Origin of the sequence: Jiangella mangrovi (genome assembly GCF_014204975.1) — a bacterium.
In the GTDB taxonomy this organism is placed as follows: Bacteria; Actinomycetota; Actinomycetes; order Jiangellales; family Jiangellaceae; genus Jiangella; species Jiangella mangrovi.
In genome coordinates this window covers 2,423,140-2,448,077 of the sequence record NZ_JACHMM010000001.1, presented here as the reverse complement: position 1 = coordinate 2,448,077, position 24,938 = coordinate 2,423,140, and the positions used below count along the sequence as shown (strand labels likewise).

Sequence of the window (24,938 nt, the reverse complement as noted above, 5' to 3'; positions counted from 1 at the left end):
AAACCGTTGTTTCACGGTTCCTGTGACAGCTCGACCAGCTTGCGGACGGTGGCGAGGTTGCGCGCCGTTCCGACCGGCACCTTGGGCTTGCTCAGGGCCTCGGCCAGCTTGCTGCGCCCGATGCCGTCGGGACAGTGCAGGTACACCGTCGTGCCGTCGACCCGGAACTCGTCGGCGCCGGACTCGACCTTCTCGGCCGCCGCGTAGCCGTCGGGTTCCGGCGCCTCGCGCAGGAAGCTGAGCAGCAGCCGCGGCGGCTCGGCGGCGGGGAACGGGTTGGCGTCGACGGCGGCGGCCAGCTCGTCGTGGGTGCGCACCATGACGGCGACGTCGAGCCCCAGCTCGGCGTGGATGGCCTGCTCGAGCGCGCCCTCGTGTTCGGCCCGGCCGGCCTTCGGCGTGCCGCTGGTGAAGACGACGTTGCCGCTGTTGATGTAGGTGCGGACGTCGGTGTGGCCCAGCCCTTCGACGAGGGCGCGCAGGTCGGCCATGGCGACCTTCTTCTTGCCCCCGACGTTGATCCCGCGCAGCAGCGCGACCTGGCGCCCCATGCTCAGTCCTGGCGGGACAGCTTGTCGAGCAGCAGTGCCTCGGCCAGGACGCCCTTGCCGAACATGGCGAGGTCGAGGCTCTCGTTCAGGCCGTGCGGGCCGCTGCGGGGGTCGCCCATGCCGGTGACGAGCACGGTGGCGTCGGGGAAGGTCTGCTCGAACTCGGCGATGAACGGGATGGAGCCGCCCATGCCGGAGCGCACCGACGGCACGCCGAACGCCTCGGTGAGCGACTCTTCGGCCGCCTGGACCACCTGCCCGGACGTGGGCAGCGCGCAGCCGCCGCCGACCATGCCCTCGGTGATCTCGACCTGCACGCCGAACTCCGCGTGCTCGCGCAGGTGCGCCTCGAGCGCGTCGAGCGCGGCCCGCGGGTCCTGCTCGGGGGCGATGCGGACGCTGACCTTGGCGCGCGCCTCGTGTACCAGGATGTTGGCGGCGTCGGCCACCGCGGGCGCGTCGATGGCGAGCACGGACGCCGTCGGGCGGGTCCACAGTCGCTCGGGGAGCGAGCCGCTGCCGACCAGTTGGACGCCATCGAGCACGCCGGCCTCGGACCGGTAGCGCTCGTCCGGATAGTCGACGTCGGGAGCGTCGGTGGTGAGCAGCCCCGCGATGGCGACGTCGCCCTTGTCGTCGTGCAGCGTGGCCATGAGCCGGCACAGCGAGGTCAGGGCGTCGACGACCGGGCCGCCGAAGACGCCGGAGTGGACCGACTTCTCGAGCACCCGCAGCGTGACGAGGCAGTCGACCCCGCCGCGCAGGCTGGTGGTGAGCGCCGGCACCTCGGCGGTCCAGTTGGCGGAGTCGGCCACGACGATGACATCGGCGGCCAGGCGCTCGCGGTGGGCCTCGAGAAACGGGGTGAACGAGGGCGAGCCGATCTCCTCCTCGCCCTCGACGAACAGCACCACGCCGACCGGCGGGCGGCCGTCGAACGCGCGCAGCGCGCCGAGGTGCGTGGCGACGCCGGCCTTGTCGTCGGAGACGCCGCGGCCGAACAGCCGGCCGTCGTGCTCGACCGGCTCGAACGGGTCGCTGGTCCAGCCGTCACGCGGCCCCGTGGGCTGGACGTCGTGGTGGGCGTAGAGCAGGACCGTCGGCGCACCCTCGGGCGCGGGCCAGGAAGCGATGACCGCCGGGCGGCCGCCGCCGGCGCTGACGACGTCGGCCTGCGCGGCCCCGGCGCCGCGGGCCAGCTCGGCCACAGCCTCGGCGCTCGCCTGGACGTCGCCTGCCCGGGCGGGGTCGGCGCTGATGCTGGGGATGCGCACCAGCCGCTCGAGGTCGGCGCGGACGGACGGCAGGACGGCCTCGACGGCGGCGCGAATGTCGGTCATGGCGGACACTCTAGGACGCCCTGCCGACAGCCGGGTTCCGTGGCGGTCCGGGGGATGCCGTCATCGTCGGTAGGGCGGGCGGGGACGGCATCCGCTCCCGCCGGCGACCATGACCACGCGCGGAGCCGCCGCCCGGAGACGGGCGGCGGCTCCTCGTGGTGCAGGTGCGTCAGAGCTGCGCGCGCAGCGCCTCCGCGGCGTTCACCAGCGCCTCGCGGGCGTCCTCGTCCGCGATCCGCTCGGCGACCGCGACGAACCGGTCCAGCGACGTGCCGGCCGGGCCGGTGAGGCCCCGCTCGGCCAGCCGCTCGGCGGTCGACAGGTGCGCGAGCAGCTGGGCCGCCTGCGACCGGTTGACCGTGCCGTCCTCGGCGTGGTCCTCCACGACCGAGCGGACGCCGTCGAACGTGACCGGCGCCTGCAGGCCGACCAGGATCGGGTCGTGGTCGCTGGCGCGGTAGACGGTGCCCGGCTGGAACAGCTCGCTGGCGAAGTAGTTGATGCGCGAGTACTCGAACAGCACCGATTCCACCGAGTTGATGTTCCAGACGTCCACGCCGGTGACCAGGCCCTGCTCGACGATCGACGGGCTGGCGAGAACGTGGTCGAGCGAGCCGACCTTGCCGTCGAACACGTAGGTGTGCTCGCCGGCGTACTCGTTGTTCAGGTCGGTGTAGCCGGCGTCGTACAGCGCCTGCATCGGATTCTCACCGCTGTAGGAGTTGAAGTCGCCGAGCAGGAACGCGTCCTCGGTGCCGGTGGCCGCGGCCCGCGCCTCGGCGAACTCCGCCAGCGCGTTCGCCTGGTTGGTGCGGTCGCCGTCAAAGCAGCCCTCCGGCAGGTCGCCGCACTCGCCGCCCTTGGACTTGAAGTGGTTGACGATCGCGTTGAACTCCCAGCCGGTGGCCAGCGAGCGGAACTCCTGCGCCAGCGGCTCGCGGGCGTTGTGGAAGGCGGGGTGGTCGATGAGGATGACCGACTCGCCCACCGGCTCGACGGCCGCCGTCCGGTAGATGAACGCGCTGCGGATGACGTCCTCCTCGGACGGCAGCTGCGCCGGCGACGGCACGAACGCCCAGGTGCCCGCCCCGGCGTCCTCGTTCAGCGCGGCGACCAGCGTGGCCAGGGCCTCGTCGCGGTCGGTGCCGAACGCCGCCGAGTTCTCGATCTCCTGCAGCGAGACGACGTCGGCGCCGAGGCCGTTGACGGCCGCGACGATCTTCGCCTCCTGCCGCTCGAAGTTCTCGGTGTTCCACGCGCCACGGGCGTCGCAGCCCTCGGCGACGGTGATCGGGTTGCCGTCGCGGTCGGTGAACGGCTCGCAGCCGGGCAGGTTGGCGCCCAGATGCGTGAAGTAGTTGAGGACGTTGAACGCGGAGATCTTCAGGTCGCCGCCGACCTCCTGCGGGGCGGCGTTGGCCTCGCGGGTGTTGCCGGTGCCGAAGCTCACCACGTCCGGCGCCGGGCCGTCGACGGGCCGCGTCGGCTGGAAGTTCCACTGGAACCGATAGTCGAAGATCATGTCGTCCTGGAACGTGACGCCGGCGCCGGTGCGGGCCGGGTCGTCGTTCGTCAGGTACGGCACCAGGCTGCCGGTCGCCGTGCGGTTCGACTGGCCGTCGTCGAGCGTGACGGCGCGGGCGGCGTTCGCGGCGACGGCGGCGGCGTACTCGGGCGAGCCGGGCGCGGCGACCTCGGTCTCCTGCACCAGCGGGCCGCCGAAGCCCAGGCCGATGGAGCCGAACGCGGTGGCGCCGAAGCCGCCCAGCTGGAAGGTGTCGGAGACGACGAAGCCCTCGACCGGGCGGACCAGCATGCCCTCGTAGACCTCGCGGCCGGCGTTGGTGGCGGGCAGCGTGAAGGTCACCGGCTTGACGGCCTCGGCCGGCTCGGTGAGCTGCTCGAGCCCGTCGGCGTCGACCGAGACCTCGGTGAGCCCGAAGTACTCGCTGACCTCACCGGTGACGCGGACGTGGTCGCCGATCTCGACCTCGTCGGCCGTCGACGGCGAGAACACGAACACCGCGTCCGACGCCGTCCGGGCCGCGTCGCCGCCGCTGCCGGGGGTCTGGATGTAGTAGCCGCCGAAGCCGCCGGTCGGGTAGGCCGCGGTGACGACACCGCTGGTGACGACGGTGGTGCCGGCGAGCGGGGAGTCCGCGCCGGTGCCCTGGATCTCGTCGATCGTGGCCGGCTCCGGCTCCGGGTCGGGGTCCGGGTCGCCGCCACCGCCGTTGACGGCGCCGAACGTGCTGGCGAGCGGGCCGGTCCAGGCACCCTGGACCTTCTGCAGCGACTGGCCGATCGGCGTGGAGCCGGCCTGCGCGACACCGATGTCGACGCTGGTCATGCCGTTCGCCGGGCCGTTGGTCGCCGTCATGGGGCCCTCGTAGGAGAGGAACTCCGCGACGGTGGCGTCGGGGCGGACCAGCGCGATGCCGTCGGGCGAGCCGTTCTGGATGCCGTCGGTCGGGTAGGTCGCGACGACCACGCCGGCGGCCGGGACGGTGCCGGACAGCGTGCGCGTGTTGTACGTCGTGCCGTTGCTGCCGTTGTAGAGGACGATCTGCCAGCCGGTGAGGTCGGTGCCCGGGTCGGCCTGGATCTCGATCGACTCGCCGGTATCGGTGCCGGCGTTGTCGTAGTGGATCTCGCTGACGAAGGGGTCGCCTTCGGCCGCTCCGGCGGACAGCGCGGGCGCGGCGGCCAGGGTCGCCCCGGCCAGTCCGGCGGCGGCGACGGCGGCGAGCCATCGAAGGGGTCTGGTCGAGTGCATCGGTCGAACCTTTCGGGTCAGGGGTGGGACCTCGAGGGCGTCGCCGCCCAGAGACGTGGCGCCCCGCCGGGGTCGGCGAGGCGCCACGTCGTCATGCGCGATGCGTGTCGGTGGTCAGGCCGCCGAGCCGCCGGCACCGCCGTCGGGCGCGCTGCCCTTGCGCCGCGAGACGGCGAACAGCGCGCCGCCGATGGCGAGCACCGCGACGCCGCCGATGACCCACCAGATGACGCCGGACGAACCGGTGTCGGGCAGCTCGCCGCCGTCGTCGGTCCCGTTGTCGGCGCCGTTGTCGTCACCGTCGTCGGCGCCACCGTCGTCAGCGCCGTCGTCGGTCCCGTTGTCCGCACCGTTCTCGGTGCCGTCGTCGGTCCCGTTCTCGTCGCCGCCGTCGTCGGTGCCGTCGTCGCCCAGGTCGAGTGTGATCGGCAGCGTGACCGTGGTGCCGGTCTCGGCCAGCTCGACGACCAGCGCCGACTCCTCGGCCGCCTTGGCCCCGGCGGCCAGCGTCTCGGGAACCGTCACCCGGACCTCCGCGCGGCCGACCAGGTCGGTGGTGTCGACGATGGCCGGGTCGACGTCGACGGTGCCGACCTCGACGCCGCCGAGCGTCACCGTCGCGGTGGCGTCGGCCGGCTCGCCGTGGCTGAACAGCAGCGACGACAGGTCGACGGCGATCTCGTCGCCCGGCGTGTACACGGCGGCCGGGTCGGAGACCCAGGTGACGCCCACCGAGCGCTGCGCGTAGTCGGGCGATGCCGGCGAGTTGGCGCCGAGGTAGTCGACCATGCTCTGAAGGTCGATCTGGCCGCTGTCGGACGGGTTCGAGCCCTGCGCCAGCGTGGCGAAGTTGTCGCCGCCGGACGCGAGGAACGAGTTCACCACGACGCGGTACTCACCGGCCGGGTCGAGCGGAACGCCGTCGAGCTCGACGGAGGTGACACGCGCGCCCGCCGCGGCGGCCGGGTCGAACGTGTAGGTCAGGCCGGCCGAGACTCCGAGCTTCAGCTCCGGCCGCGCGGCGCCCTCGGGCTGCCACTGCTCTTCGAGCACCTGGTCGATCTGCTCGCCGGTCAGCGTCGTCGTCACCAGGGTGTTGGCGAACGGCTGGACCAGCGCCGCCTCCTGGTAGGTGACGTTGCCGTCCGGGTCGTTCTCGCCGTCGCTGGCGTAGGTGAGGTCGGCGCGCAGGCCGCCCGGGTTCATGAACGCGATCTGGGTCTCCGGATCGGTCACCTGGGCCGCCGCGAGCTGGACGTCCGCGACGAAGTTGCCCAGCGGCGACTCGCCGCCGCGGTTCTCCGGGTTCGCGTTGTCCTCGGTCGCGTTCTGGCTCGCGCGGAAGAAGTCGGCGGTGATGTCGCCGAGCTTCTGCGCACCCAGCTCCTCGGCCTCGTCCACCGCCGCCGCGACGATGCCCGACACCTCCGTGGCATTCGGACCGTCGACCGGGTAGATCGGGTTCGGGACGAAGTCGCCCTCGTCGTTCTCGATGGTCAGCGGCAGGATCTCGGACTCGACCCCGACCACGGCGCCGGCGCCCTCGTTGGCCTCGGTGTCCCAGGTGAAGCTGATCTTGTTGAGGTTGAAGCCGTACTGGCCGGCGCTCACGACCGGGCGGGTGGTGACCTCGCGGCCGGCCCACTCCGGGACCTCGATGCTGTGGTTGTAGGCGAGGTGCGTGTGGCCGGAGACGATGGCGTCGACGTCGGCGCTGACGCCGTTGACGATCGCGCCGAAGTCGCTGTCGGGGTCGGTGGCCGACTCGACGGCGGTGGTGGCCGCGCCCTCGTGCACGAGCAGGACGACGATGTCGGCGCCGTCGGCCTTCAGCTGGGCGGCCGACTCGTTGGTGGCCTCGACGATGTCACCGACCTCGAGCGCCGCGATGCCGCTGGGGCTGACCAGCTCGGGCAGGTGCTCGGTGACGGCTCCGACGAAGCCGACGGTGACGCCGCCGAGCTCCTCGGTCCAGGTGGGCGCGATCTCGGTGTCGGTGTCGCAGCCGGTGTCGGCGCCGTCGGCCACGGTGACGTTCGCGCCGATGTACTCCCAGTCCGCGCGCGGGATGACGCGGTCGATGAGGTCGCAGTAGCCCTGGTCGAACTCGTGGTTGCCGACCGCGCTGACATCCAGGCCGGCGGCGCTGAGCGCGTCGATGGTCGGGTTGTCCTGCTGGATGAACGAGGTGAACGTGGACGCCCCGATGAGGTCACCCGCCGCCGCGAACACCGTGTTCGGGTTCTCGGCCCGCAGGGACTCGACGGCACCGGCCAGCACAGCGGCGCCCGCGGCCTGCCCGTCCTGCTCGATGCGGCCGTGGAAGTCATTGGTGGCGAGGATGTCGATCTGGACCTCGGCCGCCTGGGCGGGTACGGCGCTGAGGCCGACTCCCGCGAGACCCAGGGCGGCCGCAGCGCCCAGGGAACGATGGAAACGCCTGTTCAGGCGCATATTCATACCCCCTGCTTCGCAGATAGACGGCGGCGACGCTACCTCCGATGGGTGAACGGAGGGCATACGCCACCGCACAGGCTGGTCGCGACCGGTGCCGGGCGTCAATGGCTCTGGGCGCCGAGATGCATTCGTGACACGTCGTCAGTGGGCTCCGTTATGGTCAAGGGTGTGACCTGGACCCGCCCCCCACGGCCGATGTCCCCGATCCTGCCGCGTTCACTGGCCGTCCTGGCCGCCGTCGCGGTGCTGTCCGCGTGCTCGTCCGCGGGCGAGGAGCCGGCCGGTCTCGACGACACCCCCACCGCCGCGCCCACCCAGGAGCCCACCACTGCCCCCACCGGGGCCGACGCCGAGGCGGCAGTCCTCGACGTCTACCAGCGCTACTGGGACGCCCGCATCGCCTCGGTCAACGGGCCCGACTCCAGCCCCGACGCGTTCGCGGGTGTGGCCATGGAGTCCACCATCGCGCTGCACCTGCAGACGGCGCGCACTTATGAGGACGAGGGCATCCAGTTCACCGGCGAGCCGCGTGTGTACGACACCACGGTTTCGATCGACGGCGATCGGGGCACCGTCACGTCGTGCGTCGACGACAGCGCGTGGGTGGGCACCCAGGACGGCGAGCCGCTGCCGGTCAACCCCGACAAGCCGACCGTCTACCCGGTCGAGTTCCAGGTCCTCCTGCTGAACGACGCCTGGCTCATCGGCGACCCCATCGAAGTGGAAGGCGACACCTCATGCTGACGCGCCGGCTCGCGCGCCTCCTCCTGGCGGCCGTCACCCTGGTGGGGACCACCGTCATCACCCTCGTGCAGGTGTCCCCCGCGGCCGCCGACGACTGCCTGCAGTACGTCGAGACCAGCCCCGGAGTGTGGGACTACGTCAACACCTGCACCGGCGACGACGGCGGCGATGACGGTGACGACGGCGGCAGCGGTGGCGACGACGGCGGCAGCACCGAGCCCGAGTGCTACCTGGGCCGCGAGGACATCTTCAACTACGACTGGTCCTACTGCGACGGCGACCTCAGCTGCTACGTCTACAGCCCGCCGCCCACGGCCCCCACGCCCGACGACTGGCCCGAGAAGCCGGCCGGCACGCCCGACGACGCCGTCTACGCCGTGCTCACGTGCTTCACGCAGCCGCCCGAGGAAGACGTCGTCATCTACGAGAACATGTGGCTCGAGCCGCCCGAGGACGTCATCAACTGGGAGCAGGAGGCCATCCAGGCCTTCGGCCAGCTGGTCGCGCCCGACTTCGACCTCGCGTTCAACCCGCCGGCGCGGAGCTACGTCACGCTCGACACCTGGTACTGGGCCGACGGCGCCTCGGACGCCGAGCTCACCGGCACCTCCGCGGCCGGCCTGGTGGCCATCGCGACGCCCGAGCGGCTCGAGGTGCAGCCCGGCGACGGCTCGTCGACGCTGAACTGCCCGTTCTCGGTTACCCAGAGCGACGCCTGCACCTACGTGTACGAGAAGGCGTCGGTCAACGGCACCGCGACGGTCGACGGCGACCCCGCGTACGCCGGCCAGGCGCGACTGGTCTACACGGTCCGGTTCGAGCTCAACGGCGAGGTCATGGAGATCGACGGTGCGCCGGCGGTCTTCGAGACCCCGTGGGAGGACACCCCCATCCCGGTCGCCGAGATCCAGGCCATCGTCGAGGACGAGTAACCCGGGGAGTCTGAGGTTTGATGGGGGGATGAGGTCGGCTCCCCGTTTCGCCCCGTTTGCCGGGCTGTGGACAGCGATGATCATCAACGATCCGCTACATCACCACGATTACCCGAGCCCCAACATGATTGCAGGCGTGATGAGGCTCGGGTAAACGTGGTGGGCGGCCCAGAAAACACCCCGAAATCCCACATCGCGGACACCACACCAGACCGCAGCCCGCCAGGACGCCCCACCCGTCGCCAGACTCCCCCCGTCCCCCTGATAACTGCCCGTTCTTAGGCCCCGGACGTGCGGGTCAAGCGGACCCCCAGGGCGCCCCGCGCCCGCCGGTCCGCTTGAGGCGCGCGTCCGGGGCTAAGAGAATGGGCAGCAGGGGGACGGGAAACCAACCCCGCCACCGCTTACGCCGACGACGAGTCGCGGACGATCAGCTCGGGCTCGAACACGACCTGGCGGTGCACGTGCTGCTCCTCCAGTGTCTCCGCGAGCAGCAGCTCCGCCGCCGTCCGGCCGAGCAGCTGCCGCGGCTGGCGCACGGAGGTCAGCGGCACCGCCGCGGCCGCCGCGAAGTCGATGTCGTCGTAGCCGACGATCGCGACGTCGGCCGGCACCCGGATGCCGGCGTGTGTCAGCGCCTGCAGCACGCCCAGTGCCAGCAGGTCGTTCGCACAGAAGATCGCCGACGGCAGGCCGCCCGCCGACGCCGTCGCCGCGATCCGGTCACCGGCCGCCCGCCCGGCCGCCACGTTGAGCGCCGTCGTCGTCAGGACGTCCATGGTGACGGCGCCGTCCGTCGCCGACACGACCGACGACGCGCCCTCGTGGCGCTCCTGCACCTGCCGCAGCGTCAGCGGCCCGCCGACGAACAGGATGGTGCGGTGGCCCGTCTCGACGAGGTGCGTCGCCGCCAGTCGCCCGCCCAGTACGTCGTCGACGGCGACCGAGCACTCGGTGTCGGGGTCGCCGAGCCGGTCGAACAGCACCACGGGGGTGCCGCGGCCGCGCAGCGCGGCGATGCGACCGTCGGTGTCGATGGGGTTGATCAGCACGCCCTGCACGCGCATCTCGGCGAGCAGGTCGAGATGCGAGGCCTCCTTGCGCGGGTCCTCGTCGGTGTTGCAGAGGATGACGGCGAGGCCGTGCTGGTTGGCGGTGTCCTCGACGCCGCGGGCGACGTCGGTGAAGAACGGGTTGGCGACGTCCAGCACGACGAGGCCGAGGGTGCGGCTGCGGCCGACGCGCAGTTGCCGGGCGGAGTCGTTGCGGACGAAGCCCAGTTCCTCGATGGCGGCATAGACGCGGTCGCGGGTGGGCTCGGCCACGAGCTCGGGACGGTTGAGGACGTTGGACACCGTCCCGACCGAGACACCGGCCCGCGTCGCCACCTCGCGAATGTTCGGGGCTCCTGCCATCGGCGCAGCTTACCGGCTGGCGGCGGGTCTGAACGCCGCCCCCGCCGGTTGACGCGCCGCGGCCGGACGGCGTAGCTTGACCGCATCACTGAATCGGTTCAAACAGGAGGCGGCATGAGGACGCACGACGAGGTGAAGGCCACGGTCCGCGCGTTGGGCGTCGAGACCGCCTCCTGGGCGTTCGCCAACTCCGGCACCCGGTTCAAGGTGTTCGGCCAGCCCGGAGTGCCCCGCGACCCGTTCGAGAAGATCGCCGACGCCGCCCAGGTGCACCGCTACACCGGCGCGGCGCCGCGCGTCTCGCTGCACATCCCGTGGGACCTCGTCGACGACTTCGCCGCCCTCGCCCGGCACGCCCGCGACCTCGGGGTCGAGATCGGCGCCATCAACAGCAACGTCTTCCAGGACGACGACTACAAGCTCGGCTCGCTGGCCAACCCCGACCCCGCCGTCCGGGCGAAGGCCGTCGACCACCACCTGCAGTGCATCGACGTCCTGCGCGCCACCGGCTCCACGGACCTCAAGATCTGGCTGGCCGACGGCCTCAACTACCCCGGCCAGGACTCCCTGCGCGACCGGCAGGAACGCCTCGCCGAGTCGCTCGCCACCATCTACGCCGCGCTCGACGACGACCACCGGCTGCTGCTGGAGTACAAGTTCTTCGAGCCGGCGTTCTACGCCACCGACATCCCCGACTGGGGCACGTCGCTGACGCACTGCCTGGCGCTCGGCGACCAGGCGCAGGTCGTCCTCGACACCGGCCACCACGCGCCGGGCACGAACATCGAGTTCATCGTCATGATGCTGCTGCGCGCCGGCCGGCTGGGCGCGTTCGACTTCAACTCCCGGTTCTACGCCGACGACGACCTCATGGTCGGCGCCGCGGACCCGTTCCAGCTCTTCCGCATCCTGCACGAGATCGTCAGCCAGGACGCGCACCAGCCGGCGTCGCGGGTCAACTTCATGCTCGACCAGTGCCACAACATCGAGCCGAAGATCCCGGCGGTCATCCGCTCGGTGCTCAACGTGCAGGAGGCGCTGGCCAAGGCGCTGCTGGTCGACTCCGGCGCGCTGGCGAAGGCGCAGGCCGACGGCGACGTGCTCGGCGCGAACGGCGCCCTGATGGACGCCTACAACACCGACGTCCGCCCGCTGCTCGCGTCGCTGCGCGAGGAGCAGGGCCTCGACCCCGACCCGATCGCCGCCTACCAGCGCTCCGGGTACTTCGAGACCATCAGCGCCGAGCGGGCCGACGGCGCCCAGGCCGGCTGGGGAGCCTGACGGTGCCGCGCTACTGCTTCGTCTCGCAGGTCCGCACCGACCGGCTCGACGAGTACCGTCGCCGGCACGCCGCGGTCTGGCCCGAGATGCTGCGGGCGCTGCGCGACACCGGCTGGCGCAACTACTCCATCTTCCTCGGCGACGACGGCCTGCTGGTCGGGTACGTCGAGTCCGACGACCTCGACGCGTCGCAGGCGGCCATGCAGGCCACCGACGTCAACCGCCGCTGGCAGGACGAGATGGCGCTGCTGTTCGCCGACGGCGGCCGCCCGGACGAGCACTGGCGGCTCGTCAGCGAAGTGTTCAACCTCGACGACCAGCTGGCCACCGTCTCCCGAGACGCCTCCCGAGATGAGGACCGATGACCGACCCCACCGTGACCGAGCTGATCGAGCGGAGCAATCGGCTCGGGTCCGATCCGCGCAACACGAACTACGCCGGCGGCAACACGTCGGCCAAGGGCGGCGCCGTCGATCCCGTCACCGGTGGTGAGGTCGAGCTGCTGTGGGTCAAGGGGTCCGGCGGCGACCTCGGCACACTGACGGAGGCCGGGCTGGCCGCGCTGCGGCTGGACCGGCTGCGCGCACTGGCCGACGTCTACCCGGGGGTCGAGCGCGAGGACGAGATGGTCGCCGCGTTCGACTACTGCCTGCACGGCAAGGGCGGGGCGGCGCCGTCCATCGACACCGCCATGCACGGCCTGGTCGACGCCCCTCACGTCGACCACCTGCATCCGGACTCCGGCATCGCGCTGGCGACGGCGGCCGACGGCGAGGCGCTGACGAAGGAGTGCTTCGGCGAGAAGGTCGTCTGGGTGCCGTGGCGCCGGCCCGGGTTCCAGCTGGGTCTTGATATAGCAGCCATCAAGGCCGCTCATCCCGAGGCCGTCGGCTGCGTGCTCGGCGGGCACGGCATCACCGCCTGGGGCGCCACGTCGCAGGAGTGCGAGGCGAACTCGCTGTGGATGATCCGCACGGCGGAGTCGTTCGTGGCCGAGCGCGGCAAGTCCGACCCGTTCGGCGCGGTGGTCGACGGGTTCGGCCCGCTTCCCGCTGACGAGCGGCGCGCACGTGCGGCCGCCCTCGCCCCCGTCGTCCGTGGCCTGGCGTCGACGGACAAGCCGCAGGTCGGGCACTTCACCGACAGCGACGTCGTGCTCGAGTTCCTGGCGCGCGAGCAGCTGGCCCGGCTGGCGGCGCTGGGCACGTCGTGTCCGGACCACTTCCTGCGCACCAAGGTGCGCCCGCTGGTGCTGGACCTGCCCGCGACGGCGCCGCTGGCTGACGCCGTCGCCCGGCTGCGGGAGCTGCACGCGGCCTACCGCGAGGAGTACGCGGCCTACTACTCCCGCCACGCGACGGCGGACAGCCCGGCCATGCGGGGGGCCGACCCGGCGATCGTGCTGGTCCCGGGTGTGGGGATGTTCTCGTTCGGCAAGGACGCGCAGACCGCGCGGGTGGCCGGCGAGTTCTACGTCAACGCCATCAACGTCATGCGGGGTGCGGAGGCCGTCTCCACGTACGCCCCGATCGACGAGGCCGAGAAGTTCCGCATCGAGTACTGGTCGCTGGAAGAGGCCAAGCTGCAGCGCATGCCGAAGCCGAAGCCGCTGGCCACCCGGGTCGCGCTGGTCACGGGCGCGGGGTCGGGCATCGGGAAGGCGATCGCGGAGCGGCTGGCCGCCGAGGGCGCGTGCGTCGTCGTGGCCGACCTCAACGGCGAGAACGCGGCCGCCGTCGCCGCCGGCATCGGGAGCACCGACGTGGCCGTGCCGGTCACCGTCGACGTCACGTCGGAGGAGCAGATCGCCGCCGCCTTCGAGCAGGCCGTGCTGGCCTTCGGCGGCGTCGACCTGGTGGTCAACAACGCGGGCCTGTCCATCTCGAAGCCGCTGCTCGAGACCACCGTTCAGGACTGGGACCTGCAGCACGACGTCATGGCCCGCGGGTCGTTCCTGGTGTCACGCGAGGCGGCCCGGGTCATGATCGAGCAGGGGCTGGGCGGCGACATCGTCTACATCGCCAGCAAGAACGGCGTGTTCGCCGGCCCGAACAACGTCGCCTACGGCGCCACCAAGGCCGACCAGGCGCACCAGGTCCGGCTGCTGGCCGCGGAACTGGGCGAGCACGGCATCCGGGTCAACGGCATCAACCCCGACGGCGTGGTCCGCGGCTCCGGGATCTTCGCCGCCGGCTGGGGCGCGCAGCGGGCCGCGGTCTACGGGGTGCCGGAGTCCGAGCTCGGCACGTTCTACGCCCAGCGCACCCTGCTCAAGCGCGAGGTGCTGCCCGAACACGTGGCCAACGCCGTCTTCGCGCTGACCGCGGGCGACCTCTCGCACACCACCGGGCTGCACGTCCCCGTCGACGCGGGGGTGGCGGCGGCCTTCCTGCGATGAACCCCGTGCTGACGGCGGCCGCCGTCGACCTCGGAGCATCGAGCGGACGGGTCATGCTGGCCCGGGTGGGCCCCGACCGGCTCGACCTCACCGAGGTGCACCGCTTCGCCAACGTCCCGGTGCGGCTGCCGGACGGACTGCACTGGGACGTGCTGCGGCTCTACCGCGACGTCCTCGACGGGCTCGGCCACGCCGTCCGGGCGTGCGCCGACGGCGAGGTGCTGGCCAGCGTCGGTATCGACTCGTGGGCGATCGACTACGGCCTGCTCGACGGCGACGGCGCGCTGCTGGGCCAGCCGTTCCACTACCGCGACACCCGCACGTCCGGCGTGGCGGAGGCGGTGCACGCGCGGGTCGGCGAGCGCGAGCTGTACCAGGTGAACGGCCTGCAGTTCCTGCCGTTCACGACGATCTACCAGCTGGCCACCGAGCGCGCCGGGCGACTCGACGCCGCCGCGCACGCGCTGCTGGTGCCGGACCTGCTGACGTCCTGGCTGACCGGCGTGCTGGGCACCGAGCTCACCAACGCCTCGACCACCGGGCTGCTCGACGTCCGCTCCGGCGACTGGGCGACGACGGTGTTCGCCCGGCTCGGGCTGCCGCCCGCGCTGTTCGGCCCGCTGCGCCGCCCCGGTGACGTCGTCGGCCCGCTGCTCCCCGAGGTGCGCGAGGACACCGGACTGGCCGCTGACACCGTCGTCACCGCCGTCGGGTCCCACGACACCGCGTCCGCGGTCGTGGGAGTGCCGGCTGCCGACCCGAACTTCGCCTACGTCTCCTGCGGCACCTGGTCGCTGGTCGGCGTCGAACTGGACGCACCCGTGCTGACCGAGGCCGGCCGGGCCGCCAACTTCACCAACGAGGGCGGCGTCGACGGCACCGTGCGCTACCTGCGCAACGTCATGGGGCTCTGGCTGCTCAGCGAGTCGATCGCCACCTGGAACCGCACCGGGCCGCCGGCCGACCTGCCGGCCCTGCTGAACGCTGCCGCCGACGTCCCTGCCGGCGGCCCCGTCTTCGACCCCGACGACCCGGTCTTCCTGCCGCCCGGCGACATGCCGGCCCGCATCGCCGCGGTCCTCGCACGGGCGGGCGCGCGGGCACCGGCGACGCGACCCGAACTCGTCCGCTGCATCCTCGACAGCCTCGCCGCGGCCTACGCCCGCACCGTCCGCGAGGCGTCCGAGCTGTCCGGTCGCACCGTCGACGTCGTCCACCTCGTCGGCGGCGGCGCCCGCAACGAGCTGCTGTGCCGGCTGACGGCGGACGCCTGCGGCCTGCCGGTGCTGGCCGGCCCGGTCGAGGCGACCGCGCTGGGCAACGTCCTCGTCCAGGCCCGCGCCCACGGCGCCCTCGACGGCGACCTCTGGACATTGCGCGCATTGCTGCGATCCACGCAGGTCACCAGGCGCTACGAACCCGCTGGCCTGTGACCCGATGCCCGCCGAGAAGCCCCCGCGCGTCCCGCCGCGCTGGTTCGTCCGCACCGCGTGGACGGTCCACCGCGCGGAGCCGGCCTGGTGGCTCAACCTGCAGGCGCACCCCGACGCGACGGCCGAGCTGGCCGGCCGGACCCTGCCGGTCCGCGCCCGCGCCGCCGAGGGCGCCGAGCGCGACCGGCTGTGGGCGCTGTGGCAGACCATCGACAAGGACCTCGACGCCTTCGCCGCCCGGCGCCCGGCCGAGACCGCGGTCGTCATCCTGGCCCCTCGAGCCGGGGGTCAGGGGGTGTCCTAGGCTCGGGCGCGTGATCCAGCCCTCCACCGCCAACGCCCTCACCCGCAGAGTCGCCGAGGAGCAGGCCGGCAGCCGGCTCCCGTCGCTCGCCGCCGGCGTCGTGCGCAACGGCACGCTCGTGTGGTTCGCCGCCCGCGGCACCCTCGACGGCCGGGCCACGGGCCGCGCGGCCGACGAGCACACGCAGTACCGCATGGGCTCGATCACGAAGACGTTCGTGGCCGTCGCGGTCATGCGGCTGCGCGACGAGGGCGCGCTCGACCTCGGCGACCCGCTCGAGAAGCACCTGCCCGACACCAGCATCGGCGACGCCACCATCGCTCAGCTGCTGTCGCACGGCGCCGGGCTGCAGGCCGAGACCGACGGCCCGTGGTGGGAGCGCACCGAGGGCGGGCCGTGGCGCTCGCTGTCGTCGCAGCTGGGCCGGCGGCACCCGGCCGGGCGGCTGTTCCACTACTCCAACGTCGGGTTCGGCGTGCTCGGCGAGCTGGTCGGCCGGCTGCGCGGCACCGCGTGGTCGAACGTCGTCGCCGAGGAGCTGCTCGAGCCGCTGGGCATGGACCGCACCACGAAGCGCCCGGTCGCGCCGCACGCGCACGGCCTGGCCGTCCACCCGTTCGCCGACCTCGTCCTGCGCGAGCCCGAGCACGACGGCGGCGCCATGGCCCCGGCCGGCCAGCTCTGGTCGACGGTGCGCGACCTCGGCCGGTGGGCCGCTTTCCTCGGCGGCGACACCGCCGGGCTGCTCTCGGCCGCGTCGCTGGCCGAAATGTGCAAGCCGCTGGTCGTCGTCGACGTGCCCGGGGCGCCGTGGACCGGCGCGCACGGGCTCGGTGTCCAGCTGTGGAACGACGGCGGCCGCCGCTTCACCGGCCACGGCGGCTCGATGCCGGGCTTCCTCGCCGAGGTCAGGGTCGACGTCGAGACCGGCGACGGCGTCGTCCTCGCCACCAACGCCACGTCCGGGCTGAGCCGCGGGTTCGCCGCAGGGTTGCTCGACGCGTTCGTCGCCGCCGAACCCCTCCCGCCGGCGGTCTGGCAGTCCGGCACCGTGTCGCCCGAGGTGCTCGCGCTGGTCGGCCACTGGTACTGGGGCTCGACGACGTTCGTGCTGCGGGCCATGGACGGCGGCTGGTTGCGGCTCGGCCCGGCCGACGGCGCCGGCAGGGCGTCGCGGTTCCGGCCCGACGGCGAGGGCGGCTGGGTCGGTCTCGACGGCTACTACGCGGGCGAGCCGCTGCGCGTCGTCCGGCGGGCCGACGGCGCCGTCAGCCACCTCGACCTCGCGTCGTTCGTCTTCACGCGGACGCCGTACGACCCGTCGGCGGACGTTCCCGGCGGCGTCGACCACGCCGGCTGGCACTGACGCCGTCCGGAAACGCCCTGTTCGTCACACGGAGTGTGACTCGTACTCGCGGGTAAGGTCACCGGGGATTCCGGCAACGGGAGGTACCGATGACCTTGGTGGCCGAGGCGAGCCTGCGGCTGGACGCGGGCTTCTGGGACTACTCGCTCATCGCCATCTACTTCGTGTTCGTCCTGGGCATCGGGCTGATGGCGCGCTATGCGGTGTCCGACAGCCTCGACTTCTTCCTGTCCGGGCGATCGCTGCCGGCGTGGGTGACCGGGCTGGCGTTCATCTCCGCGAACCTCGGTGCCATCGAGATCGTCGGCATGTCGGCCAACGGCGCGCAGTACGGCATGCCGACGATGCACTACTTCTGGATCGGCGCCGTGCCCGCGATGCTGTTCCTCGGCATCGTGATGATGCCGTTCTACTACGGCTCCAAGGTGCGCAGTGTGCCGGAGTTCATGCTGCGCCGGTTCGGCCCGACTGCCCACCTGGTCAACGCGATCAGCTTCGCGCTGGCGCAGGTGCTCATCGCCGGCGTCAACCTGTTCCTGCTCGCGACGCTGGTCAACGCGCTGCTGGGCTGGCCGCGCGAGGTGGCCATCGTCGTCGCCGCGATCATCGTGCTCAGCTACATCACGCTGGGCGGGCTGTCGGCGGCCATCTACAACGAGGTGCTGCAGTTCTTCGTCATCGTCGCCGCGCTGTTCCCGCTGACGGTGGTGGCACTGGACCGCGTCGGCGGCTGGGACGGCCTGACGCAGGGCGTGCGCGACTCGACCGGCTCGACCGAGCAGATGAGTCTCTGGCCGGGCAACGAGCTGGCCGGCTTCGACTCCAGCATCCTGTCGGTCGTCGGCATCGTGTTCGGCCTCGGATTCGTGCTCTCGTTCGGCTACTGGACGACGAACTTCGTCGAGGTGCAGCGGGCCATGGCCTCGAAGAGCATGTCGGCGGCCCGGCGCACGCCGATCATCGGCGCCTTCCCGAAGATGTTCATCCCGTTCCTCGTGGTGATCCCGGGCATGATCGCCGCGGTCATCGTGCCGGAGCTGGCCGAGTTCAAGGAGACGCAGTCCGCCGAGACCGGCGTCGACTACAACGACGCCATCTTGCTGCTGATGCGCGACCTGCTGCCCAACGGCCTGCTGGGCCTCGCGATCGCCGGCCTGCTGGCGTCGTTCATGGCCGGCATGGCGGCGAACATCAGCTCGTTCAACACCGTGTTCAGCTACGACATATGGCAGCGCTACGTCGTCAAGGACCGCGAGGACGGCTACTACCTGCGGGTCGGGCGCACCATCACCGTGGTCGCGACGGTGGCCGCGATCGGGACGGCGTTCATCGCGTCGGGCTACTCGAACCTCATGGACTATCTGCAGCAGCTGTTCTCGTTCTTCAACGCACCGCTGTTCGCGACGTTCATCCTGGGTATGTTCTGGAAGCGGATGACGGCCGCGGCCGGTTGGATCGGCCTCGTGGCGGGAACGCTGTCGGCCGTGACGGTGTTCGTGCTCTCCGAGACCGGGGTGCTCGACCTGCCCGGTCAGGGGTCGGCGTTCCTCGCCGCCGGGGCCGCGTTCGTCGTCGACATCGTCGTCAGCGTGCTGGTGAGTGTGCGGACGGCGCCCAAGCCGGCCGCCGAGCTGGTCGGCCTGGTGTACGGGCTGACACCGAAGGAGGACCTGCAGGATCCGCGCGATCGGGACGAGGCCTGGTACCAGCGGCCGGGGCTGATGGCGGGCATCGCGCTCGTCCTCATCATCGCCCTCAATATCATCTTCTTCTGACGGGAGGCGTGCACATGAGCATCAGCGGCAGTGGGCAGGGCGCCCGGGCGCACCGGGCCGGGGCCTTCGACATCCGCCTCGTCATCGCCACGCTCTTCGGCGTCTTCGGACTCATCCTCACCGGCATGGGCCTCTTCGGCACCAGCGACGCCGACCTGCAGAAGACCGACGGCATGAACATCAACCTCTGGACCGGTATCGGCCTGCTCGTGGCCGCCGTCCTCTTCGCCCTGTGGACCTGGCGGCGCCCCATCGTCGTCGACACCGAGGCGGCCGCGGGTGCCCGACGTGACTGATGCCACCTTCGGATCCAATCGATTCGCCGTCCGCGCGCGTATATGAGGGTGTGAGGGTGTCGGACGAGGCGCTGCTCGCCGGTATGGCCGCCGGTGACGCGGACGCGATGGCCGCGTTCGTCCGCCGCCACCAGGGACGCGTCTACGGGCTGGCACTGTCGGTCGTGGGCGTGCCCGCGATCGCCGAGGAGGTGGCACAGGAAGCGTTCGTCCGGGCCTGGCGGCACGCCGGCAACTACGACGCCCGCAAGGCGCAGGCGTCGACGTGGCTGCTGACCATCACCCGCAACGTCGCCATCGACGTCCTGCGGGTCCGGCGGGAGCTCGCCGTCGAGCCGGCCGTCGTCGCGGAGATGCTGATCTCCCCGACCAACGACAGCGACCGGGTCGCCGACAGCGAACGCATCACCACCGCACTGCGGGCGCTGCCCCGCGAGCAGGCGATGGCCGTCCTGCTGTCAGTACATTTCGGCTTGACCGCGCGGGAGATCAGCGAGCAGCAGCAGATCCCGCTCGGGACGGCCAAGACGCGCATCCGGACCGGACTGTCCCGGCTGCGTGCGATGCTCGAGGTGAGTCATGGTTGATCCGACGAGGTGCGGCGACGTCGCCGACGCTCTGGCCGAGGTGGCTACTGGTGCCGCCAGCGGCCCGGATCGCGCGCGCGTGCTGGCCCACCTGGCCGACTGCCCCGACTGCCGCCGCGAGCTCGAAGAGCTGACCCGCGTCGCCGACGAGGTCCTGCTGGTCGCGCCGGAGCACGACCCGCCGGCCGGGTTCGAGGGCGCGGTCCTGGCCCGCATCGCCGCACTCACCTCCGGGTCGCCCGCGGTTCCGGCACCGCCGCCCCCGCCCGCGCCTGAGTCCGCGCCCGGGTCCGCACCCCCCGCGGAGAGCGAGCCGGACGCCGTCGTGACCCCGCTGCGGCCGCGGCGCTGGCGACGGGTGCTGCCCTACGCCGCGGCCGCCGCCGTCGCCGGGCTGGTCGGCGCCGGGGTCGTCTGGCAGACGACGTCCGAGGAGCGCGACCTCGCCGCCAGCTACCGCGAGACGCTCGACGTCGCGAACGGCCGCTACTTCCATGCCGCGCCCATCGTCGACGACGGCGGCACGCAGGTCGGCCACGTGTTCCTCTACCAGGGCAAGCCGTCCTGGGTGTTCACCGTGCTCGACGACACCGTCGAGCCGGGCGAGTACCAGATCGTCGTCACCACCGAGGACGGGTCCGAGCCGATCGCCGACTGCGAGGCCGGCGACTCCGGCTGCGGGGCCGGCGCGACCGTCGACGCGGACATCTACCAGATCGACCGGGTCGAACTGGTCGGCTCCGGCGGCGTGACGTTCGCTGCCGACCTCACCGACCACTCGCCGCCGTGATCAGGCGGGCGCGACGGCGACGACGGCACGCGGGCGGCGGAACCGCCGCCTGACCAGCAGCGCCACCGCCAGGGCCAGCACGACGAGCACGGACCACGGGACCGCCCAGCCGCCGGAGCTGCGCTCGACCGGCGGGAGTTCGGTGGCGTCGTCGCCCGCGACGCGGGGCGTCAGTGTGACGGTCGCGGTCGCGCGCACCAGTGGCCGCATGCCGTCGACGACCACGCTGACCTCGTGCGTCGCGCCGGGAAGCAGCTCCGGCAGGTCGGGCGCTTCGGCACCGGTCCCGAGCAGCCCGAACGGGCCGGCCACGCGCACCGTCTGGCCGGCGGTCATCCGGGCGTTCCCGGTGTTGGCGACGGTGTAGCTGACGGTGGCCGTGCCCGTGGCGAACGGGTCGGCGCTGCCGTCGTAGTCGACGCGCAGGTCCTGGACCGCTAGCGACGGCGTCAGCTCGCCGCCGACGCGGACGTGGATGCGTGACCCCAGGCGGCGTTCGACGGTGATGCCGTCGGCGTTCGTCTCGCCGAGCAGCGACGCGACGATGCCGCCGGTGTGGTCGCCGGGCGTCGCGTCGTCCGGCACGGTCAGCGTGAACGGGACCTCCGCCGTCTCGCCCGGGCCGAGCAGCAGCAACTCGCCGGCGTCGACGGCCACCCAGGCGCCGACGCCGACCGGCTCCTCGCCGGCGGGGCGCAGGTCCAGCTGGCCGGAGCTGGTCGTGAATCCGTCGGCGGCGTAGACGCGCAGCGCCAGCTCGCCCTCGTCGTGGTTGGTGACGACGAGCGCGTCGCTCAGGCTGCCGCCCGGCTCGACGGCGTAGGCGTAGTTCGGCCGGCCGCTCCCGTGCCCGTTGTCGGCGGGCTTGACGCCCCACGTCACGGTGGTGTCGGCGGTGGCCGCGGCCGCGCCGGCCAGGACGAGGGCCGCGGCTGCCGCCGTCGCCGCCGCCGTCAGCACGGTCATGGAGCGCAGGATCCTCACGTGGTGCCCCCCGGGTCGAGAGTGCCGGGGCACCGCTCGTGGCGGTGCCCCGGCTGGTTCGGCGTCAGCTGAGCGCGGTGAGCGTCAGCGTGGCGGTGTAGCTGCCGGCCCCGACGCTCACCGGCAGCTTCAGCTGCAGGTCCGCGCCGAGCAGCGACGAGCCGAGCGTGTGCCCGGCCGCCGCGCTACCGAGCGTGGCGGACTCCTTCAGGCCGTTGCCGGAGTCGAGGCCGGAGGCGACGGCGGCGCCCGCGACCGCGCCGCCCTCGTTCTCCGTCACCGACGGCGTCCAGCCCAGGTACTTCCCGTCGAACGTCGCGCTGCCCGTCGAGAAATCACTGACATGCGCCGACACCGACCACGCGGGTGCCTCGGCGCGGGTGTCGGTGACCCGGACCGGGTTGATCGCGCCGCTCGCGGCGAGGTGGTCGCCGTTCCGCTCCGCGGTCCCGAGGTCGACCAGGTCGTTGCTGCCGTCGATGCTCCACACGAACTCGCCCGGCTCCACCTGCGGCTCCGGGACGACGACGGCGATGTCCTGCTCCTCGCCGTCGGCCGGCTCGGACGTCTGGACGGTGAACGCGACGTCGATGGGCAGTGGCGGCTTGAAGTCCTGCATGCCGCCGCAGCCGGTCGAGTAGAAGTGCGGGCGCACCGACGACGGCATGGTGGTGACGAACTCCGGGGCCCACGAGCCCCACCAGCCGGTCGCGCCGCCGTCCGTCGTGCAGGTGCGGGTCTGGGTGCCGCCGTCGGGCAGCGACACCTCGACGCCCTGGTAGTCCGGCGTGATCCGGTAGCCGGTCGCGTCCTGGTCACTGAGCGAGCCGGCGTCGAACGTGATCAGGGTGAGCCGGCCGAAGTCCTGCTGCTCGGTCGGGTTGCCGTTCATGTCGACGCCCGCGCCCAGGCTGAAGTCGAAGCTGAGCTCGCCCGAGCCGTCGGCGTTCACCGTCAGCAGAGGGTCGCGGTAGATCTCGTTCGGCGCGTTGAACTGGGCCGGGTAGGCGTTGACGGTGTAGCTGCCGTCCCAGCTCAGCTGGCCCGCGCCCGTCTCCGGGTCGATGGTCCCGCTGCCCGCGCTGAACTTGACCGCGTTCGGCGTGGCCTGCGGCGACGACGGCGGCATCGAGGTCGCCGGCACCGGCGCGACCACGTACTCCGTCTGACTGCCGCCGGACACGGAGCCCACCAGCTGCTCCGCGTCGCCGGTGAGGTCCTTGAACGTCCACGGCCCGAAGATGCCGCGCTGGGCGTAGCCGTTGAGGCCCCACACGAACGTGGCGTCGTCGACGTCGCTCGCACCGGCCTGGGCCGGCGCCGCGGTGACGGCGAGCAACCCGGCCGCCGTCAGTGCCGTCGCGGCCACGCCGGCGACCCAGCGCCGGCGCACCCCCCGAATCGTCTGCATCGTGCCCCTTTCATGATGAACAGAGATATTGGCAAGGCTTACCTTAGTTTGCTGAGGCTAGCCTTATCTAGACGTGATCACGGGTGAGCAATGCCACAGCGGTTCTCGCTGGGGCGTCTAGAAGAGCGGGAGGTGCGCCGACAGGTCGGCGCGCTGGCCGCTGGCCAGGACCGTGCCGGCGGCCACCTCGTCGGCCCAGGTGGAGCGGCCGCCGGCCAGCCGGAGCCAGAGGGCGGGCGTGAGGTCGACGGTGTTCGGGGGCGTGCCGCGGGTGTGCCGCGGCCCCTCGATGCACTGGACGGCGGCGAACGGCGCGACCCGCACCTCGACGCTGCGGCCCGGGGCGCGCTCGGCCAGCACCTCGAGCAGCGTGCGGACGGCGTGGCGGGTGGTGTCGCGCGGGATGGATGGCGGGCCGGCGTGCGGCGCCGCGGACCGGGCGAGGTCGTCGGCGTGGACGGCGATCTCGATGGTCCTGGTCAGCAGGTAGTCGCCCTGCCGGACCGGGATCCGCCGCGTCGTGAGGACGATGTCGTCCAGCCCGCGCTCGTCGACGGTGGCCTGCGCGGCGGCGAACCGCTCGTCGACGGCGGCGAGGATGCGGTCCTTGTCGTGCCCGGCCTCGGCGGAGATGGCCAGCGTCAGGTCGGACAGCCCGGCGGCGGCCGCGGCGTAGGTGCTCAGGTACTCGCTGAGGCCGCGCGCTGCCACCCCGCGAGGGGCGGCAGCCGTCGCCGTCACCGAGTCGGCCACCAGCGCGATGTGCGCCGCGAGGTCGCCGACCGTCCAGCCGGGCAGCACGCTCGGCTCCGTCCAGCGCTCGGCCGGGAGCGCGGCCAGCCAGTCGCGCAGCGCCTCGTGGCCGCTGCGGTACGCCGCCCACACCGTCGCCGGGTCGATCCGCTTCGCCACCCCGGCAGGCTACCCGCCGGCACCGTCAGCGCGAGCCCCAGTTCCACGACGGGCGGTCGAAGCGCTCCTGCCCGTCGATCATGGTCTCGCCGGTGTCCTTGACCAGCTCGATGCGGGCGGCCGCGGCGCCGATGTGGTCGATCAGCGCCCGTGCGTGCGTGACGACGACGAGCTGGGTGTCCTCGTGCGCCTTGACGATGAGCTCGGCGAGGGCCGGCACGAGCTGCGGGTGCAGGCTGGTCTCGGGCTCGTTCAGCACCATGAGGGCCGGCGGGCGCGGCGTCAGCAGCGCGGCCGCCCACAGCAGGAACCGCAGCGTGCCGTCGGAGAGCTCGGCCCCGCTCAGCGGGCGGAGCAGCCCGTGCTGCCGGAACGAGAGGTCGAGCCGGCCGCCGACCTCGGCGATCTCGAGCCGCGAGCCGGGGAAGGCGCGGTCGACGGCGGCGTCGAGCGCCTCGATCGCGCCGATCTCGCGGATGGTCTGCAGCGCGGCGGCGAGGTCGGCGCCGTCGTCGGCCAGGACCATGGTGCGGGTGCCGATGCGGGGCTGGCGAGCCGGAGCGACGGCGTCGGTGCGGAAGTGGTCGTAGAAGCGCCAGCTGCGCACCTGCTCGCGGACGGTCAGCAGCTCGGGCGCGCGGACCGGGTCGGTGACCTCGCTCAGCATGCTCTCGAACGTGCGCAGCCCCTGCGCCAGGTGGTCCCAGTCGCCGCCCGTGCGCACGCGGACCATCTCGTTGCGGCGGTCGGCCAGCCAGGTGCCCGGCCGCAGGACGGGGCCGCTCCAGACGGCCTCGCGCTTGATCTCGGGATCGAGCGCGAAGAACGTCGGGCCACCGCCGGGGCGGGGCAGGCCGAGGTCGATGAGGTAGCCGAAGTCGTCGCCGGCGAACCCCATGCGCACGCCCACCGGCCCGGACCGGACCGTGCCCTGGACCGGCTGCTCCCCCGACCGCATCTCGCGGCTGATCTTCTCGGGTCCGGCCCAGGTGACCGACGGCATGCCGCCCTCGCCGGCCAGCGAGGCGATGACGTCGCCGCGGGCGCAGTCGGCGAGCAGCCGCAGAGCGCGGTACAGACTGGACTTGCCCGTGCCGTTGGCGCCGGTGACGATGTCGAGCCCGGTCAGCGGCAGCACGACGTCGCGCAGCGACCGGTAGTTGGCGATGGCGACGGTCCGCAGCAC

At 72.5% G+C, this 24,938-nt stretch carries 21 protein-coding genes; 12 read left to right on the top strand and 9 right to left on the bottom strand.

Annotation, left to right across the window (positions count from 1 at the left end; all coding sequences use genetic code 11):
* Positions 1-11: 11 nt before the first annotated feature.
* The 4 genes from HD601_RS11410 to HD601_RS11395 form a co-directional block, all read right to left on the bottom strand.
* Positions 12-551, bottom strand: coding sequence for a DUF1697 domain-containing protein (locus HD601_RS11410; RefSeq protein ID WP_184821952.1), 540 nt, complete (start codon positions 549-551; stop codon positions 12-14).
* Between the two features lie 2 nt (positions 552-553).
* Positions 554-1,891, bottom strand: a complete 1,338-nt coding sequence (locus HD601_RS11405; RefSeq protein WP_184821950.1) for a dipeptidase — start codon at positions 1,889-1,891, stop codon at positions 554-556.
* A 169-nt stretch (positions 1,892-2,060) separates the two neighbouring features.
* Positions 2,061-4,667 (bottom strand): ExeM/NucH family extracellular endonuclease, encoded by a 2,607-nt coding sequence (locus HD601_RS11400; protein WP_184821948.1) that lies wholly within the window; start codon positions 4,665-4,667, stop codon positions 2,061-2,063.
* 114 nt (positions 4,668-4,781) lie between these two features.
* Positions 4,782-7,127: a 5'-nucleotidase C-terminal domain-containing protein gene (locus HD601_RS11395; protein ID WP_221440837.1), complete on the bottom strand. Its 2,346-nt coding sequence runs from the start codon at positions 7,125-7,127 to the stop codon at positions 4,782-4,784.
* Between the two features lie 165 nt (positions 7,128-7,292).
* Here HD601_RS11395 and HD601_RS11390 point away from each other — a divergent pair, with 165 nt between their 5' ends.
* Entirely contained in the window at positions 7,293-7,868 is a 576-nt protein-coding gene (locus tag HD601_RS11390; protein ID WP_184821946.1) for a hypothetical protein, read from the top strand.
* Positions 7,862-8,800 carry a hypothetical protein gene (locus HD601_RS11385; RefSeq protein WP_184821944.1) on the top strand — a complete coding sequence of 313 codons (939 nt, stop codon included), beginning with the start codon at positions 7,862-7,864 and terminating at the stop codon, positions 8,798-8,800. Before HD601_RS11390 ends, HD601_RS11385 begins: the two co-directional genes overlap by 7 nt.
* 404 nt (positions 8,801-9,204) lie before the next feature.
* Here HD601_RS11385 and HD601_RS11380 read toward each other — a convergent pair whose 3' ends face one another.
* Positions 9,205-10,215 carry a LacI family DNA-binding transcriptional regulator gene (locus HD601_RS11380; RefSeq protein WP_184821942.1) on the bottom strand — a complete coding sequence of 337 codons (1,011 nt, stop codon included), beginning with the start codon at positions 10,213-10,215 and terminating at the stop codon, positions 9,205-9,207.
* Between the two features lie 114 nt (positions 10,216-10,329).
* Between HD601_RS11380 and rhaI the strand changes: the two genes are divergently transcribed.
* The 10 genes from rhaI to HD601_RS11330 all read left to right on the top strand — a co-directional run bounded on the left by rhaI (position 10,330) and on the right by HD601_RS11330 (position 20,445).
* On the top strand, positions 10,330-11,496 hold the full coding sequence (rhaI, locus tag HD601_RS11375; protein WP_184821939.1) for an L-rhamnose isomerase: 1,167 nt from the start codon (positions 10,330-10,332) through the stop codon (positions 11,494-11,496).
* A 2-nt stretch (positions 11,497-11,498) separates the two neighbouring features.
* On the top strand, positions 11,499-11,861 hold the full coding sequence (locus HD601_RS11370) for an L-rhamnose mutarotase (RefSeq protein WP_184821937.1): 363 nt from the start codon (positions 11,499-11,501) through the stop codon (positions 11,859-11,861).
* Entirely contained in the window at positions 11,858-13,894 is a 2,037-nt protein-coding gene (locus tag HD601_RS11365) for a bifunctional aldolase/short-chain dehydrogenase (protein ID WP_184821935.1), read from the top strand. The genes HD601_RS11370 and HD601_RS11365 overlap by 4 nt, the downstream gene beginning before the upstream one ends.
* The gene (locus tag HD601_RS11360; RefSeq protein ID WP_184821933.1) at positions 13,891-15,327 is read left to right on the top strand and encodes a rhamnulokinase; all 1,437 of its coding nucleotides are present in this window, start codon (positions 13,891-13,893) and stop codon (positions 15,325-15,327) included. The genes HD601_RS11365 and HD601_RS11360 overlap by 4 nt, the downstream gene beginning before the upstream one ends.
* Positions 15,328-15,331: 4 nt before the next feature.
* On the top strand, positions 15,332-15,631 hold the full coding sequence (locus HD601_RS11355) for a nitroreductase/quinone reductase family protein (RefSeq protein WP_184821931.1): 300 nt from the start codon (positions 15,332-15,334) through the stop codon (positions 15,629-15,631).
* A 13-nt stretch (positions 15,632-15,644) separates the two neighbouring features.
* Complete coding sequence (locus HD601_RS11350; RefSeq protein ID WP_184829708.1) at positions 15,645-16,997, top strand: serine hydrolase; 1,353 nt, start codon at positions 15,645-15,647, stop codon at positions 16,995-16,997.
* Positions 16,998-17,086: 89 nt separating this feature from the next.
* On the top strand, positions 17,087-18,772 hold the full coding sequence (locus HD601_RS11345; RefSeq protein WP_184821929.1) for a sodium:solute symporter family protein: 1,686 nt from the start codon (positions 17,087-17,089) through the stop codon (positions 18,770-18,772).
* A 14-nt stretch (positions 18,773-18,786) separates the two neighbouring features.
* A complete protein-coding gene (locus HD601_RS11340; RefSeq protein WP_184821927.1) occupies positions 18,787-19,068 on the top strand; it encodes a hypothetical protein in 282 nt (93 codons plus the stop codon).
* A gap of 56 nt (positions 19,069-19,124) precedes the next feature.
* The gene (locus HD601_RS11335) at positions 19,125-19,655 is read left to right on the top strand and encodes a sigma-70 family RNA polymerase sigma factor (RefSeq protein ID WP_221440833.1); all 531 of its coding nucleotides are present in this window, start codon (positions 19,125-19,127) and stop codon (positions 19,653-19,655) included.
* Entirely contained in the window at positions 19,648-20,445 is a 798-nt protein-coding gene (locus HD601_RS11330; RefSeq protein WP_184821925.1) for an anti-sigma factor family protein, read from the top strand. The genes HD601_RS11335 and HD601_RS11330 overlap by 8 nt, the downstream gene beginning before the upstream one ends.
* Here the strand turns inward: HD601_RS11330 and HD601_RS11325 are convergent, their stop codons facing one another.
* The 4 genes from HD601_RS11325 to HD601_RS11310 all read right to left on the bottom strand — a co-directional run bounded on the left by HD601_RS11325 (position 20,446) and on the right by HD601_RS11310 (position 24,938).
* The gene (locus HD601_RS11325; protein WP_221440832.1) at positions 20,446-21,411 is read right to left on the bottom strand and encodes a DUF916 domain-containing protein; all 966 of its coding nucleotides are present in this window, start codon (positions 21,409-21,411) and stop codon (positions 20,446-20,448) included.
* Between the two features lie 82 nt (positions 21,412-21,493).
* Entirely contained in the window at positions 21,494-22,840 is a 1,347-nt protein-coding gene (locus tag HD601_RS11320) for a hypothetical protein (protein WP_184821923.1), read from the bottom strand.
* A gap of 117 nt (positions 22,841-22,957) precedes the next feature.
* Positions 22,958-23,752 carry a sterol carrier family protein gene (locus HD601_RS11315; protein WP_184821921.1) on the bottom strand — a complete coding sequence of 265 codons (795 nt, stop codon included), beginning with the start codon at positions 23,750-23,752 and terminating at the stop codon, positions 22,958-22,960.
* Positions 23,753-23,777: 25 nt separating this feature from the next.
* Positions 23,778-24,938, bottom strand: a complete 1,161-nt coding sequence (locus HD601_RS11310; RefSeq protein WP_184821919.1) for an AAA family ATPase — start codon at positions 24,936-24,938, stop codon at positions 23,778-23,780.